This is a genomic window from Cryobacterium sp. TMB1-7, from assembly GCF_004402435.1.
GTDB lineage: Bacteria > Actinomycetota > Actinomycetes > Actinomycetales > Microbacteriaceae > Cryobacterium > Cryobacterium zongtaii.
Genome location: NZ_SOFZ01000016.1, coordinates 34,886 through 48,967 on the forward strand (window position 1 = coordinate 34,886; position 14,082 = coordinate 48,967).

16 protein-coding genes are annotated in these 14,082 nt (G+C 69.4%); 9 read left to right on the plus strand and 7 right to left on the minus strand.

The window, feature by feature from the left end:
* Position 1: 1 nt before the first annotated feature.
* The gene (locus E3O60_RS05515; RefSeq protein WP_088456818.1) at positions 2-733 is read right to left on the minus strand and encodes an endonuclease/exonuclease/phosphatase family protein; all 732 of its coding nucleotides are present in this window, start codon (positions 731-733) and stop codon (positions 2-4) included.
* Between the two features lie 148 nt (positions 734-881).
* On the opposite strand from E3O60_RS05515, the gene E3O60_RS05520 reads away from it, so the two are divergent.
* The 3 genes from E3O60_RS05520 to E3O60_RS05530 all read left to right on the plus strand — a co-directional run bounded on the left by E3O60_RS05520 (position 882) and on the right by E3O60_RS05530 (position 2,650).
* Positions 882-1,091 (plus strand): hypothetical protein, encoded by a 210-nt coding sequence (locus E3O60_RS05520; protein WP_088456819.1) that lies wholly within the window; start codon positions 882-884, stop codon positions 1,089-1,091.
* A gap of 105 nt (positions 1,092-1,196) precedes the next feature.
* Complete coding sequence (locus E3O60_RS05525; protein WP_134497355.1) at positions 1,197-2,021, plus strand: DUF4097 family beta strand repeat-containing protein; 825 nt, start codon at positions 1,197-1,199, stop codon at positions 2,019-2,021.
* A gap of 35 nt (positions 2,022-2,056) precedes the next feature.
* Positions 2,057-2,650: an MOSC domain-containing protein gene (locus tag E3O60_RS05530; protein ID WP_134497357.1), complete on the plus strand. Its 594-nt coding sequence runs from the start codon at positions 2,057-2,059 to the stop codon at positions 2,648-2,650.
* 93 nt (positions 2,651-2,743) lie between these two features.
* Here the strand turns inward: E3O60_RS05530 and E3O60_RS05535 are convergent, their stop codons facing one another.
* The gene (locus E3O60_RS05535) at positions 2,744-3,610 is read right to left on the minus strand and encodes a DUF4433 domain-containing protein (protein ID WP_134407973.1); all 867 of its coding nucleotides are present in this window, start codon (positions 3,608-3,610) and stop codon (positions 2,744-2,746) included.
* Positions 3,611-3,875: 265 nt separating this feature from the next.
* Here E3O60_RS05535 and E3O60_RS05540 point away from each other — a divergent pair, with 265 nt between their 5' ends.
* Complete coding sequence (locus E3O60_RS05540) at positions 3,876-4,577, plus strand: DedA family protein (RefSeq protein ID WP_134497359.1); 702 nt, start codon at positions 3,876-3,878, stop codon at positions 4,575-4,577.
* Here the strand turns inward: E3O60_RS05540 and E3O60_RS05545 are convergent.
* The 3 genes from E3O60_RS05545 to cls form a co-directional block, all read right to left on the minus strand.
* A complete protein-coding gene (locus E3O60_RS05545; RefSeq protein WP_088456823.1) occupies positions 4,539-5,042 on the minus strand; it encodes a cupin domain-containing protein in 504 nt (167 codons plus the stop codon). The genes E3O60_RS05540 and E3O60_RS05545 overlap by 39 nt on opposite strands.
* A gap of 126 nt (positions 5,043-5,168) precedes the next feature.
* On the minus strand, positions 5,169-5,855 hold the full coding sequence (locus E3O60_RS05550; RefSeq protein ID WP_088456824.1) for a GAP family protein: 687 nt from the start codon (positions 5,853-5,855) through the stop codon (positions 5,169-5,171).
* Positions 5,856-5,877: 22 nt separating this feature from the next.
* Positions 5,878-7,332, minus strand: coding sequence for a cardiolipin synthase (cls, locus tag E3O60_RS05555; protein WP_088456825.1), 1,455 nt, complete (start codon positions 7,330-7,332; stop codon positions 5,878-5,880).
* A 168-nt stretch (positions 7,333-7,500) separates the two neighbouring features.
* On the opposite strand from cls, the gene E3O60_RS05560 reads away from it, so the two are divergent.
* Both E3O60_RS05560 and E3O60_RS05565 read left to right on the plus strand, forming a co-directional pair.
* On the plus strand, positions 7,501-8,232 hold the full coding sequence (locus E3O60_RS05560) for an META domain-containing protein (RefSeq protein ID WP_134497361.1): 732 nt from the start codon (positions 7,501-7,503) through the stop codon (positions 8,230-8,232).
* Positions 8,233-8,246: 14 nt separating this feature from the next.
* Positions 8,247-8,579 carry a DUF4190 domain-containing protein gene (locus E3O60_RS05565; RefSeq protein ID WP_088456827.1) on the plus strand — a complete coding sequence of 111 codons (333 nt, stop codon included), beginning with the start codon at positions 8,247-8,249 and terminating at the stop codon, positions 8,577-8,579.
* Between the two features lie 22 nt (positions 8,580-8,601).
* Here the strand turns inward: E3O60_RS05565 and E3O60_RS05570 are convergent, their stop codons facing one another.
* The gene (locus E3O60_RS05570; RefSeq protein WP_134497363.1) at positions 8,602-9,468 is read right to left on the minus strand and encodes a phospholipase; all 867 of its coding nucleotides are present in this window, start codon (positions 9,466-9,468) and stop codon (positions 8,602-8,604) included.
* A 264-nt stretch (positions 9,469-9,732) separates the two neighbouring features.
* Between E3O60_RS05570 and E3O60_RS05575 the strand changes: the two genes are divergently transcribed.
* The 3 genes from E3O60_RS05575 to E3O60_RS05585 are packed head-to-tail and all read left to right on the plus strand — an operon-like array spanning position 9,733 to position 11,978.
* Positions 9,733-9,972, plus strand: coding sequence for a hypothetical protein (locus E3O60_RS05575; protein ID WP_134407978.1), 240 nt, complete (start codon positions 9,733-9,735; stop codon positions 9,970-9,972).
* Positions 9,965-10,966, plus strand: coding sequence for a DUF2332 domain-containing protein (locus E3O60_RS05580; protein WP_241993208.1), 1,002 nt, complete (start codon positions 9,965-9,967; stop codon positions 10,964-10,966). Before E3O60_RS05575 ends, E3O60_RS05580 begins: the two co-directional genes overlap by 8 nt.
* Before the next feature lie 34 nt (positions 10,967-11,000).
* Positions 11,001-11,978 carry an NAD(P)H-quinone oxidoreductase gene (locus E3O60_RS05585; protein WP_134480262.1) on the plus strand — a complete coding sequence of 326 codons (978 nt, stop codon included), beginning with the start codon at positions 11,001-11,003 and terminating at the stop codon, positions 11,976-11,978.
* A gap of 30 nt (positions 11,979-12,008) precedes the next feature.
* On the opposite strand, the gene E3O60_RS05590 is transcribed toward E3O60_RS05585, so the two are convergent.
* Positions 12,009-13,880, minus strand: coding sequence for a GGDEF domain-containing protein (locus E3O60_RS05590; RefSeq protein WP_134497367.1), 1,872 nt, complete (start codon positions 13,878-13,880; stop codon positions 12,009-12,011).
* Positions 13,881-14,082 lie beyond the last annotated feature (202 nt).

Below are 14,082 nucleotides of genomic sequence, written 5' to 3' on the forward strand. Positions count from 1 at the left end.
GTTAGATCGAGAACTCGCCGTCGACGGGGGCCACGGTGGCCTCCTGTGAACGCTCGGTCGGTTCGTTGGAGTACGACGAAGTGACCAGGATCGGCATGTGGTCGGAGGTGCCGCGGGGCAGGGTCTCCACGTTGTCGATGGTGAGTCCCACCGAGGTGGCCAGGTCGAAGTGGCCGCGGAAGAACTTATACCGCGTGTAGGTACGGCTGTCGCTCAGGGTGAGGTCGTAGCCGGACTCCTTGACCTCTCTGCTGAGGTGCTTCTTGAAGATCGGGTAGTTGTAGTCGCCCACCATCAGGGTCGGCAGGTTGGGGCCGAGCACCGCCAGTTCCTCGTGTGCCGAGCGGATCTGGTTGCGCCGCAGCGAGTTCAGCGCCGTCAGCGGTGCGGCGTGGAATGACGCCACGACGAGCTCCCGCTGCGCGGCCATGTCGAACAGGCGCGTGCCGATCAGGCGTTCGTGCGCCGGCGTGAGCACCAGGTCGTGCAGCGACTTCTTGAGCGCGAAGGTCTGCGTCTTCTGGGCGGTGAACCGGTCCCGCCGGTAATACACGGCCAGTCCCAGCCGGTTGCGGGTGGTGGAATCCGCCAGGTGCAGCAGCCCGACCTCTGCCGGCAGGGCCAAGGTGTCGCACTCCTGCAGACACAGCAGGTCGGGGTCGTATTCTTCGGCCAGGGCGATGAGTTCCCCGCTGGCACTGTTCTTGCGCAGGTTGTAGCTGATGACCTTCACGTCAGACCTATCTCTGAATCGGTGGTAGACATCCAGCCTACTTTCGCTCGGCGGCGAATACCGCATCGAGCGACCGTGCTGGGGCACGCTGCTACCGTGTAGTCAGGCCGGCGCCCGAAACTCCGACCGCCACAGAATGGACTTACCCATGAAATCCTGGTCGTTCACCACCTATACGGTCGCCGCGTTCGCGTGCAGCGGTTTCGCCGTAGCCCTCATGATCGTCAACGCCGCCACCGGCAACACCATGCTGACGACGCTGCTTCCCGTGGCGATCGGTGCGCTCGTGCTCGGCGGCATCCTCTCGGTTCGGGCCCGCGTGCTCCGCTACCGCGGCAGGGACATCACCAAGCGCTGACTCTGCGGCCATATCGAGGCGCCCGCAACCCTGCTACCGTCCCGAGCACGGATGCCTCGCGCGGCAGTTCGGCGCGCCCGGCGCCGTTGACCCGGGGAGCCTGCCATGACCGATACCTCAGCAGCGCCGACGCCACCGCCGACGCCACCGGCCGGGAAGAGCCCGACTCCCCGGTGGCGCACCCTGCTGTACATCCTGATCCCGATCGTGGGGGCGCTGCTGCTTATCGCGGCGTTCGTGGCAGCTCTGTGGGGCCGCAGCGGTCCGGTCGACCAGAGCGCCAACCTCGAAGCGGGCACCAGCCTGAGCGTGGAACTGCCCAACGCCGTGATCATCCTCGAACCGAGCACCGACGACGAGGTGCACGTGCGCATGACGGGGTCCTACTTCGGCAACGAGCCCACCCTCTCCGCTCGCACCGACGGCGGCGTGACCGAGGTGCGCGGCGGCTGCCGCGCCCAATTCTTCTCCAGATGCTCCGTGACCGTGACCGTGCAACTGCCCACGGCGCTGCCGGTCACCGCGGCGGGTGAGAACGGCCGCATCGCGGCATCCGGGCTCTCCGGCCGGGTCACGCTGACCACGACCAACGGTGACATCGAGACCGACGGCACCGTGGGGCCGGTCGATCTGCAGAGCACCAACGGCGACATCCGGGTGACGGATGCCGTCTCCAAGTCCGTGGCCGCCGCCACCACCAACGGATCGGTCTCGCTGCAGTTCGTCGATGCCCCGGAGTCGGTCGAGGCCGGCAGCACGAACGGGGCGATCACCGTGTTGGTTCCCGTCGGCGGAGTCACCTACCGAGTCACCGCGCAGACCACCAACGGCACCGTGACCGACGACACCGTTCCCACCGACAGCACCTCGCGGCGCTCCATCACCGCGCGGACCACCGACGGCAGCATCACCGTCGAGGGCACCCGCTAGTGCGGTCGCCGGGCCGGATCTGGCAGGATGGCGGCATGAGCGAGCAGGCGGGCACGGCCCAGCGGGATGGCGGCACGAGCGAGCAGAAGACCGGCACGGTTGTCGCGGTGAGCCGGGATGACAGGCACCGGTTCAGCAAGCCGGTGGTGCCCAGCATCCGTCTGGTGGCCGGCTACGGCATCGAGGGAGACTCGCACGCCGGGGCCACCACCCAGCACCGGTACCTGATCCGCACCGACCCGACGCGGCCCAATCTCACCCAGGTGCACCTGGTGCGCTCAGAGCTGTTCGCCGAGCTCGCCGCCGAGGGGTTCGACGTCTCCCCCGGCCAGCTCGGCGAGAACGTCACCACCGCCGGCATCGATCTGCTGGCGCTGCCGTTGGGCACCCGGCTGCACCTCGGCTCCGACGCCGTGGTCGAGGTCACCGGCATGCGCGACCCGTGCTCGATGATCGACAAGTTCCAGTCGGGCCTCAAGAAGACGCTCAAGCACACTGATGAAGCGGGCCGGATCCTGCGCAGAGCCGGAATCATGGGCGTCGTCGTCGCCGACGGCAGCGTGGCTGCCGGTGACGAGCTGCGCGTGGAGCTGCCGGCCGGCGAGCCGCTTCCCCTGGGCGTCGTCTAGCGCCGGTTCCCCGCGCGCCGAGTTGCCGGAAAGTGCCGCTTCACCGCTCCCGAAAGGGCGATGTGCGGCAACTCACGAGGGAAACCCGGGCGGCTAGAGCTCTTCGGTGGGGTGGAACCACGGCGGGTACACGGCGACCTTGGGCGTGTGGCTCAGGGTGGCCAGGATCGGCTTGACCGCATCGCGCACGCGGTCGTTGGCCACGCCGATCAGCGTGATCAGGCCGAACGGGACCTCGCCGGGCACGAGCAGCTCGGCCTTGAGGATCGCGTCGGAGTCGAGGTCGGCGCGGAGCATCTGCAGCATCCGGTCGGCCGACTCGGCCGTGGCACCGAAGCGGGTGGCGGTGAATGCGGCGTCGCCATCCGTCACGGTGAAGTGGCTGGCGGTCGGGTCGGCCGCGGCGTCGACCTGCGCGTCGAGCACCTTCTTGACCGTCGAGACCAGGATCACGAAGTCGTACGCGGCGGCGTCGTGGGCGTCGTCGGACAGGCGCGGGTCGAGCGACTGCGCGCGGATGTTCTCCCAGACCAGGGCGTTCGGCGACAGGAAGAAGGGCACGTGGTCGGCAACGGCGAGGCTGTCGGCGCCGGAGACGCGGACGTCGCGTCGGGCACTGCGGTTTTCCGGCGACGAGATGTCGACGACGGGACGGTCGGTCCAGTCGGCACTGGTGTCGGCCAGAAGCCGGCCGGTGGCGAGAATACCGGGCAGGTTGCGGATGTGGGTGAGGTGGTAGATCCGCTGCTCACCGACCTTGTCGTCGTGGCGCTTGGTGCGAGCGGTGCCCGTGGTGATCGGGGCGACGATGGTACGCAACGCCGTCGGCGCTTCGGGGGTGCGGGCTCGGCTGGCACGCGGGGCGCGGGCAGCGGGCACGGTCGGTGCGACGGGGGCGGCGGGTGGGAAACACAGGGCGCACAGCTCCCCGTCCAGTCCGTGGATGCATTCCTCGTTCACAACTCAACCTTTCGTGTGCGCAGGCTCGACCACGTCGGGTTCGACGGACATGTTCCTACCTATCTAAGTTACGGTCATTTCGGCGGTCTCGGTGACACATCAAGGGCCATCCGGGGGTGATCCGGTGTCGATCCGGAACCAATCGGGTCACTGACGCCCTGACGAGGGCGCAGAACGGCTGTGCCGGCCCGGATCATCCCACCGGTGCAGGGAATCGTCCCTCTGACCGACGCGAGCGGGATCGGGCTCTCCCTACCGTGAGGACATGCCTGTTTTTGATGCCCTCAACGACCTGGTCCTCACCCTCGCCGGGTCGGCTTGGGTCTACCCTGTCGTGTTCGTCTTTGTGGTCATCGACGGCTTCTTCCCCCCGCTTCCCAGCGAGACGGTGGTCGTGGCGCTCGGCGCCCTGGCCGTCTCCACCGGCACACCGCACCCCGTCGGGCTCATCGGCGTGGCCATGGTGGGCGCGGTGCTCGGTGACAGCATCGCCTACCTGATCGGCCGCCGGATCGGCCTGACCCGCTTCGGCTGGCAGCGGCGTCCCGGCGCGGCGCGGATCGCCTACAGGGCGCGCGCGGCCCTGCTGAGCCGACCGGCATCGCTGCTGCTCACGGCCCGGTATATCCCGGTCGGTCGGGTGGCCGTGAACATGACCGCGGGCGCCACGGGCTTTCCGCCGCGCCGGTTCGTCTCGTTCGCGGCTCTCGGCGGGCTCTGCTGGGCCACATACTCGGTGCTGGTCGGAATGATCGCCGGAGCCTGGCTGCGGCACAACCCGCTGTTGGGAGCACTGCTGGCCGTGGCCGCCGCCCTGCTTCTGGGCGTTGTCATCGACGCCATCGTGCTGCGGATCGTGCGTCGGCGCACCGACCGGCGGGCCGGCATCCGCAGCTGGGGAACGCCGGCGCCGACACCACATCGGGAGCTACTCCATCGAGAAGTCGGCGAAGTCGAAGCCGGGTGACACCAGGCAACTCACCAGGGCGTCCTCCTCGCTCGGCACTGTGCGCTGCCAGACATCCGCCGGGATGATCACCTGGCTGTGTTCGCCGCGCAGCAGCCGGCCGCCCAGGACCGGGCTCGACTCGGCATCCGGCTCATCGCCGTCGCCGCCGAGTTCCAGCTGCACGGCGCCCTGGCCGTTCCAGATCCAGATTTCGCTGGAGGACAGCCGGTGCCAAGCGGAGAACTCCCCTGCCGGCAGCAGGAAGTGGATGAGCGTGGCCGCCGGCCGCACCCGTTCGGAGCCGTCGGCATCCGTGAGCGTCACCGGCACCGGCGACGTCCAGGTACGCCGGTACCAGCCGCCCTCCGGATGTGGTTCCAGACCAAGTTCGATCGCCAGCGCCGGGCGCTCCAGACGTTCGATGAACTCCCCGGCGGCCGTGCGGCGGGTGGCAAGTCGGCTGTTTCGGTCCTGTGCGGCCATCAGAAGTCTCCCTGGTGTCGAGGGTGCGGAGGATGCATAACTCCTGCAATTCTCCCCGCCCGTCGACCTCCGCCGCGTCAGTCCACTGATGCCGGGTCGGCGCCTGGAATCCAGCAGGAGTTCTGCTCAGCGCAGCAGCTGGCCGGCATACTCGCTGAGTCCGGCCAGCACCAGGAACACGCCCAGCAGCAACACCGTGATCACCGTGATCACCGGCATGTTGCGCACCAACCAGCCGCGCAGGCGCACCAGCTTCTCCCGCACCGCGGGGCCACCGAACGCGTACGCCAGCACCGGGCTGAGCATGGTGATGGACGCCAGCGCGGTGAACAGGGCCACCGAGACCACGATGCCGGTGGGGTCGCTGTGGGCGCCCAGGATCACCACCCCGGCGGCAGCCGCCATGACCAGGTTCTTCGGCCGGAACGCAGCGTAGCCGACCCCGATGATGGTCGCCCGTGCCGGGGTCAGCCGGTCCAGCGCGCTCAGCCAGCGCGGCAGCGGCACCTCCGCGTCGCGCCGCGGCCGGTCGTGCCACTGCACCAGGCCCAGCACGATCAGGGCGATACCGAGCAGCAGCGGCACCGCCACCTGCAGGGTGCGGGTGCCGGCCGACCTGTCGTGCGGCAGCAGCGATGACAGCAGCGCCAGCAGGGTGGCCGAGAACAGCACCCCGAGAAACCAGCCGATGCTGAACCCCGCAGCCGCCTTGAACCCGTCGGGGGCGAGCAGGATCAGCAGCAGCCCCGCCAGCGGCAGCGGGCTGAGCGCGATGGTCAACGCCAGCGGCAAGAGCTGTGTCCACTCGTTCACCCGCGCTCCTCCCCTACTCCAGCTATTGCAGTGACGAGGTCAGCCGGGCCAGGTTGTCGAGCACCTTGGCGCCGGCCGGCCGGTGGAGCCAGTCGGCCAGCTCGACCTTGCTGCTGTTGGCCCGGTAGCCGTCCTGCACCACCCGCATCCGCTTCACGAATTCGGTGCCGTGCACCAGAACCGAGACCTCCATGTTCAGGCTGAACGAGCGGATGTCCATATTGCTGGACCCCACCACCGACACGTCGTCGTCGATGGTGAAGTGCTTCGCGTGCAGCACCGTGGGCTCCGCGTAGAGGTAGATCGACACTCCCGCCCGTAGCAGTTCCTCGTAGTAGGACCGCTGCGCGTGGTAGACCAGCGCCTGATCGCCGATGTGCGAGGCGAACAGCTCCACCTCCACCCCGCGCGATGCCGCCGTGACGATGGCCAGCATCGTCGATTCCTCGGGCACAAAATAGGGGCTGGTGATGCTCACCCGGCGCTCGGCCTTCTGGATGAGCATCGCGTAGAGCTTGAGGTTGTTGTCATTCTCGAAGCTCGGACCGCTCGGCAGCACTTGGGCGTCGAGCAGATCCGGGGCGGGGTCGAGCACGATGGGCGACGTGTCGAAGGGCAGCATCTCGTCGGTCTCGCTGAACCAGTCGGCGAGGAACACGGCGTTCAGCTCGCGCACCGCTGGCCCCTCGATGCGCATCATCAGCTCGTGCCAGCGCAGTCCGCGCTTGAGGTTGCCGGGCTTGAGGTAGGTGGCGTCGATCATGTTCTGCGAGCCGCTGAAGCCCAGCCGCCCGTCGACGACGAGGAGTTTGCGGTGGTTGCGCATGTCGGGCCGGCGCCACTGGCCCTTCCAGAACCGCAGCGGCAGCAGCGCATGCCACTCGGCGCCCATCGACGCAAACGCCGCGATGGTCTCCTTGCGGCGCGGCAGCATCAGGCAGGCGAGGTAGTCCGAGAGCACCCTGACCTGCACGCCGCGCTGGATGGCCCGGGCCAGGGCGTCGAAGAACGGCTGCGTGACGGTATCGAGCACCAGGATGTAGAACTGCACGTGCACGAACTCGGTGGCCTCGTCGACGGCCTCCACCATCCGCTCGATCGAGCCCTCATAGTCCGGCAGCAGCTCCACCCGGTTGCCGCCCACCATGGGCAGCGCCCCGAGGTTGCGGTTCAGCTGCACGGCCGAGCCGAGCCAGGGCGGCCACTCGTCGCGGTGGCTCACCAGGTGCAGGCCCTCGGTGCGGGCCAGGATCAGCTCGTTCACCTCGCGTTGCTTCTCCCGCCTCCGCCGCGGCAGCCGCCCCACACCCACCAACAGAAAGATCAGCACGCCGAGGTAGGGGATGAAGATGATCGCCAGCACCCAGGCGATGGCCGCGGATGGCCGCCGGTTGGCGGAGACGTACACCGTGGCGATGAGCACGAGAAGGGCGTGCAGCGCCACCAGTAGCCAGGCACCGAGCTGAAAATCCACCATCGTTCTCCCTTGACCTCGTCGTGAACGTACACCGGCATCGCCGGCGGCGGTTGGCGCAGCTTGCCGGAGCCACCGTGACGCACTACATTGCGGTGTGCGGCGAGCACCGCATCATCGTCTGCTGCGCCGCACGCTGCACAGCATTCGCCAGGTCGAGAGGTGACACGCATGGCAACCCATCCCCCCACCCGATTCCTGGTGGCCTCCGCTGCTGTGCTACTGCTCGTCCTCGCCGGCTGCAGCATCCAGACGCCGAACTCGGCCTCCAGCTCGAGCACCGTTCAGGCCGGCGCCCTCGTGGGCACCTGGGTTCTCGAGGAGACCTTCGACAGCCCCGAGCAGCCGTACATCTCCTTCGTGCAGGACAACACCTGGAGCGCCTCCGACGGCTGCAACCGGGTGCAGGGCACCTGGGAGGTCGACTCCGACGGCACCCTCACGACGACCTCCGGCCCGCAGACCATGATGGCCTGCCCCGGCGCGCAGCTGCCGCTGGCGGTCACCCGCGGCACCCGGGTGGAGGTCGACGGTGACACCCTGGTCATCCACAGTTCGTTCGACTCGACGGCGACAACCCTGGTGCGGTCCACCGACAGCACCGTCGGCCCGCAGGGTCTCCCGATCGGCTATTGGGTGGAGTCGAATACTCCGACGGCGCCGTTCCTGTCGATCGAGGCCGACGGCACCTACTCCGGCAACGACGGTTGTAACGTGCTCACCGGATCGTGGGAGCAGGCCGATGACGAGGCGATCCTCTTCACCGGCGGCGTTACCACGCTGATGGCCTGCGAGGGCGTGGATCAGTGGCTGAACCAAGCCGCCCAGGGCCGGGTGCAGGCCGGCGTGATGACCCTGCAAGCCGCCGACGGCACCGTGCTCGGCCAACTGACGGCCCGCTAGGGAAGAGGCGACGCATGGGCACCTATCCGCTCACCATCGTGCTCATCGTGGGAGTCGCGATCGCGCTGGTCTTCCTGCTGCGGTTCGGCATCCGCCAGAACGCCGCCGCGGCCGCCGTCGACCCGGACCCGGATGCGACGGGCGCCCTGGCCGTGCTCAGTTTCATCCTGGCGCTGATCCTGCCGGTGATCGGGGTGGTGCTTGGCCATGTCACGCTGTCCCGCATCGCGCGCGGCCAGGCCAGCGGGCGCACCTTCGCCTATGCGGCGCTGTGGGTGGGCTACCTGTTGCTGGCCCTGGAACTGGGTGTGATCATTTTCCTGTACCAGAACAACTACTGGGCTTGACCGGCGCAGGGGCGCGGGCTGATCAGTACCAGTTCATCGCCTGCGAGTGCGACCAGGCTGCGCACGGGGTGCCGTAGGAGCCGTTGATGTACTCGAGTCCCCAGGCGATCTGGGTGCTGGCGTTCGTGGCCCAGTCCGAGCCGGCCGAGGCCATCTTGCTGCCGGGCAGCGCCTGCGGGATGCCGGTGGCCCCGCCGTTGTCGTTGTAGGCCGTGTACTTCCACTCGGATTCCTTCTGCCACAGCTGAGCCAGGCAGGAGAACTGGGATTCGCCCCAGCCGTAGCGCGACGAGGCCAGGCTCGCGGCGGTGGCCTTCGCACCGGCGGGGGTGTTGCCGGCGGCAACGGCGTCGGCGGCGGCCTGTGCTTCGGCGGCGGCCTGAGCGTCGGCGGCGGCCTGAGCGGCTGCGGCCTCCACGGCCACCCGGTCGGCTTCCACGGCGGCGGCCTGCACTGTCGCGGTCTGCTCCTTGGCCTGGGTGGTGAGCTCGCTGACCTCGGACAGCGGCATCGAGTAGTAGCCGGCCAGCGTGCTGGACGTGGCCGACAGGGCCGACGCGTCCACCTTGTTCGCGGCGGCTTCGAGTGCGGTGTCGGCGTCGACGAGGGCCACGGATGCGGCGAGGTGCGTCTTGCTGATGGCCGCGGCCTTGGCAGCGGCACGGTCGTCGCGCTCCTGATCGGCCTGCTGCTGCTGGTCGGCGACGGCGGACTGCACGGTGAAACCGGTGCCGGTCACGACCCCGGCGAGCACGAGGCCTCCGGCGAGGAGGGTGAGGCGTTTGCTGCGCGAGCGGCGGTTCTTGCGCCCAGCGCGGGTGCTGGTGCTGCTGGTGGTGCTGGTGCTGGGAATTTCGGGCGTGGCGTTCTGGGTGTTTTCGGGGCGCATAGACTTCCAGGTCGTGTCGGGGTGCGCTCCATCGGGCACGCTCACTGATGGGTGGGCCCACGCGCGCAGAATCGGCGCGGGCAAGCGGCCTAGCCTGCCTAAACTCCCTGAACGGAACCTCAGTTTTTCCTGCCAAAGCCATGTGAACGGGCGCCACACCGCCACGTGAAGGTGCCCAGGTGGCGACCAGAATGCCCGGCCAGACGGATATTCGCACCGCGCATTGCGGCGAGCGCAGGTTGTCCTGTGGGGTAGCGTAAAAAGATGCCCACCACAGACCCCGCTTCGCAGGCCGCCGCCGATCACTCCTCAGCTCCAACCGGGGCTCCCACCAGCGCCGACCGTCTCATCGCGGCAATCGAGAGCATCAACGACGTCGACGTCGCCAACTCCCCCGAACCCGACCGGGCGGCCGTGCTCGAGCTCATCGACATCATCAACGATGAGCAGCGCTCCAGCTTGCTGTTCGCCCTGCTCCTGGAGCGCATCCGCACCGGTGCCTGACCTCTCCCGGACGCCCGTCGAGCAGCGCGCCCTCGACCTGGAGAAGACCGCCGACTGGTACCGGCGCTTCCGACTGTTCGAGACTCCGGGCCAGTCCGGGCTCTACGCCGACTGGGCCGGCGGGGTCGAGGACGATGCCGAGGTTCTGGCGCTGATCATCACTCTGCCCCGGCCCAAGCGCCAGCCCAACCTGGTCTTCGCCTGCGCACGTCTGCTCGGCGCACCGCTGGCGGGCTATTCGGTCTTCCGCCGCTGGCTTCTCGAGCACTGGCCGGCGGTCGCCGCCGAGGCGCTGGTGCGCGCCACCCAGACCAACGAGCCCCGCCGCCTCACCGCGGTCATGCCGATCCTCGCCTCGATCGGCCCGCGGGTGGCCTTGATCGAGGTCGGCGCCAGCGCGGGACTCTGTCTCTATCCGGACCGGTACAGCTACGACTACTCGGGTCGGCGGGTGGATCCCGCCGACGGACCCAGCCCGGTGCTGCTCTCAGCCGAGACCACCGGGCCGGTGCCGTTGCCGGAGCATCCGCCCGAGGTACTCTGGCGCGCCGGCCTCGATCTGAACCCGCTGCACGTGCACGACCCTGAGGACGTTCGCTGGCTCGACACACTCGTCTGGCCCGAGCAGGCCGCGCGCCGCCGGCGACTGGATGCGGCGATCTCGATCGTGCGCCGGGACCCACCGCTGCTGGTGCGCGGGGACGCCGCCCACGACCTCGAGGCGCTGGTCGCCCGCGCGCCGGCGGGGGTGCCGCTGGTCATCGTCAGTCCCGCGGTCCTGGTCTACCTGGCCCCCGAGCAGCGGGCGGCCTTCGCGGATGCCGTGACCGGCTTCGGCCGCTGGATCTCGCTGGACGGCGTCGGAGTGCTGCCCCGGGTGGACGCGTTGCTGCCCGAGACGCCGGTGCCGGGCGACTTCACAGTTTCCCTCGACGGCCGGCCACTCGCCCGGTGCGGTGCGCACGGACAGAGCCTCGACTGGTTCGTCGGCTAGGTCTCCCCGCAGGGGGCGCTTCTAAGATGGCTGGATGCGTGCACTCGTGGTCCACACCCCAGGCGGCCCGGACGCCCTCACCCTCGATACCGTCCCCGACCTGGTCGTCGGCGCCGGCGACATCCGTATCGCGGTAGCCGCGGCCGGCGTGAACCGGGCCGATGTGCAGCAGCGGATGGGCCTGTACCCGTCGCCGGCCGACGCGCCCCAGTGGCCGGGCCTGGAGGTCTCCGGCACCGTCACCGAGATCGGAGTCGCCGTCACCCGCTTCGCCGTGGGCGACAGGGTCTGCGCCCTGCTGGCCGGCGGCGGCTACGCCACCGAGGCCGTGGTTCATCAGGACCTGGCCCTGCCGGTTCCCGACGCCGTGGACCTGATCGACGCCGCCGCGCTGCCGGAGGCGCTGGCCACGGTGTGGTCCAACGTCTTCATGAGCGCGGGACTCACGACCGGCCAGACCCTGCTCGTGCACGGCGGCGCCAGCGGCATCGGCACCACCGCGATCCAGCTGGCCCGGCTGGCCGGGGCCCGCGTCCTGGTCACGGCCGGCTCCGCCGAGAAGTTGGCGGTGTGCGGGCAACTCGGCGCAGACGTGCTGATCAACTACCGCGAGCAGGACTTCGTGGCCGAGGTGCTCGCCGCGACCGGAGGGCACGGCGCCGACGTGATCCTGGACATCATGGGCGGCTCGTACGCGGCCCGCAATGTGGCGGCGCTCGCCCTGGGTGGAACCATCATGGTGATCGCCAACCAGAGCGGTGAGGACGCCGTCTTCAACCCGTTCCACCTCATGCAGAAGCGCGGACGCTACTGGGGCACCACGCTGCGCGCCCGGCCCGCCGTGGAGAAGGCGGCCATCATGGCCGACCTGCTCAGCCGGGTGTGGCCGTGGCTGGACTCCGGCGCACTCAAACCGGTGATCGACAGCAGGTTCTCGTTCGCCGCCGCGGCGGAGGCGCATCGCAGGCTGGAGGCATCCGCGCACGTGGGCAAGATCGTGCTGGTGCCCTGACCCGACGCCCGGTTCGGGTGGGGCTTATCGTCAGGTCCGGGCGGCGGCGAGCTCGACCCGGTTGCGGCCGGCGGCCTTGGCCTCGTACAGGGCGGCATCGGCACGGCCGAGCCAGCGGGAGACGCTCTCCCCCTGTTTGAGCAGAGCCACCCCCACGCTGGCGGTGCAGCGAAGCCCCTCGGTGACCGCGCCCCACGGATGGTTGCGCACCTCGCCGAGCAGGCGCTCACAAATCTGCGCGGCCTGGTCGAGGGTGGTGTCGCCGAGCACCAGCAGGAACTCTTCGCCGCCGACCCGCACCGCGAGATCACTGTCGCGGGTGGACTCGCCGAGGATCTCGGCCATGGTGGTGAGCACCCGGTCTCCGGCCGCGTGGCCGTGATCGTCGTTGACCCGCTTGAAGTGATCCATGTCGACCATCACCGCGCACAGTGGTTCCGCACGTTCCCGGGCGAGGCGCATCATCTCGGGCAGCTGCCGGTCGAGGGCCCGGCGGTTGGGCAGCCGGGTGAGCGGGTCGGTGTGTGCCTGCTGGTCAAGCTCCTCGGCACGGATGCGCTGCATCTCCGCTTCCAGCTGCGAACGCTGCGCCTCGTGGCGGGCCTGTTCGATTTCCAGCGAGTTGATCAGCATCCGCGACTGCAACCCGGCGGTCTGCCTGGTGAGTCCGAGAATCAGCACGTGCAGCCGTTCGTGATGGTGCAGGGCCTGCTCGAACCGGCCGGCGCCCCGGTGCATCTCGTAGAGCGACCTGTGCAGCTTCACGTTCAGGGCCGCGTCCTCGGCCACCGACGGGTCGGCGAGCTGGGCGTCCATCATGGCGCAGGCCAGGTCGACGCGGCCCTCGGCCTGGGCCACCTCGGCCAGCTGGGAGTCGTTGTTCACGGCCAGGTTGCGGTAGCCGTTGGTGACGGCGATGGTCTTGGACCGGCCGGCCTGCCGGCGCGCTTCGGCGTATTCGCCGCGCTCCATGAGGAACCCGACAAGGTTGGTGCGCGCGATGGTCTCGTCGAACGCGTGCCCCTGCTCGACCGCCCGCGCCACGGCGGCACGGATGATGGCGATCCCGTCGGTCAAGGCCACGTGGGCGTCTTCGCCCCTGGCCCGCCGCGCCCGGGCGATCTCCAGGTAGCTGTCGCCCAGATTGTTGCGCGCCGCGAACTCGGCCTGAGAGTCACCGAGGGTGTCGGCCAGGGCGAGCGCCTGCCGGCCCAGCTCGATGCTGCGATCGGCGTCGCCGAGGGCCTGGTGCACCATCGACGAACGCGACAGCGCCCAGAACTCCGCCGTGCGGCTACCGCAGAGCCGCGCGGCTTCGAGGGCGCCGAGCACGTGGCCGAGCGCTGGTTCCTCCAGCGCTGTCTCGTGGAACGCGAGCGCGAGGGTGCAGTGCACCATCGACTGGCCGAGCAGGTCACCGCTGGCGGTGAGGTACTCCAGGGCGAGCAGACCGTGCCGCACGGATGCCTCGAACTCGCCCAACCGCAGCCGGTGGCCAGAGAGCAGCTGTCGGGCGCGGGCCTCCTGGCCGGGGGTGATGAACGGGTCGGCGAGCACCTGTTCGGCCTGTGCGGCGCCGGCATGGTGTTGGCCGTCCTGATTGGCCTGGGCGCTCTCGGCGAGCAGCCTCTCGATCGTGGACCGACGGGCGAGCGAGGCCGGCAGACCGGCCGTCCGCAGCGTCTCGTGCAGCTCATCGTCGGAGGCCGGGTTCGGCAGGTCGACGAGCTCCACAAAGCCGCCGGGCAGGGTCGTGTCGCGCCCACCGTCGGCCAGACTCAGGTCGGCGATGCCATCGGCCACCGAATCCACGGAGGCCAGAAGGGCGTCGGATGCCGGCTGTTCGGACGGCACCGTGGCGCCGGCCGGAAGCGGGGCCACCAGGTCATCGAAGGTCGTCATGACGACTCACAGGCCCGGAAATTACCTGGAGACAGGCCGAGCGTCCTGCCCGCTCGTCTCAGCGGGAAGTGCTGTGTTGGTACGCCAGGTGCCTGCACGGCTCAGTCCCCAAACTGCTCGTATCTCCGAACCTAGCAGCGCCGCACCGGCCGCCGGGGCTGTGTTGCGCTGTCCTGAGCCCCCGTTCGCGGGTGATTTCACC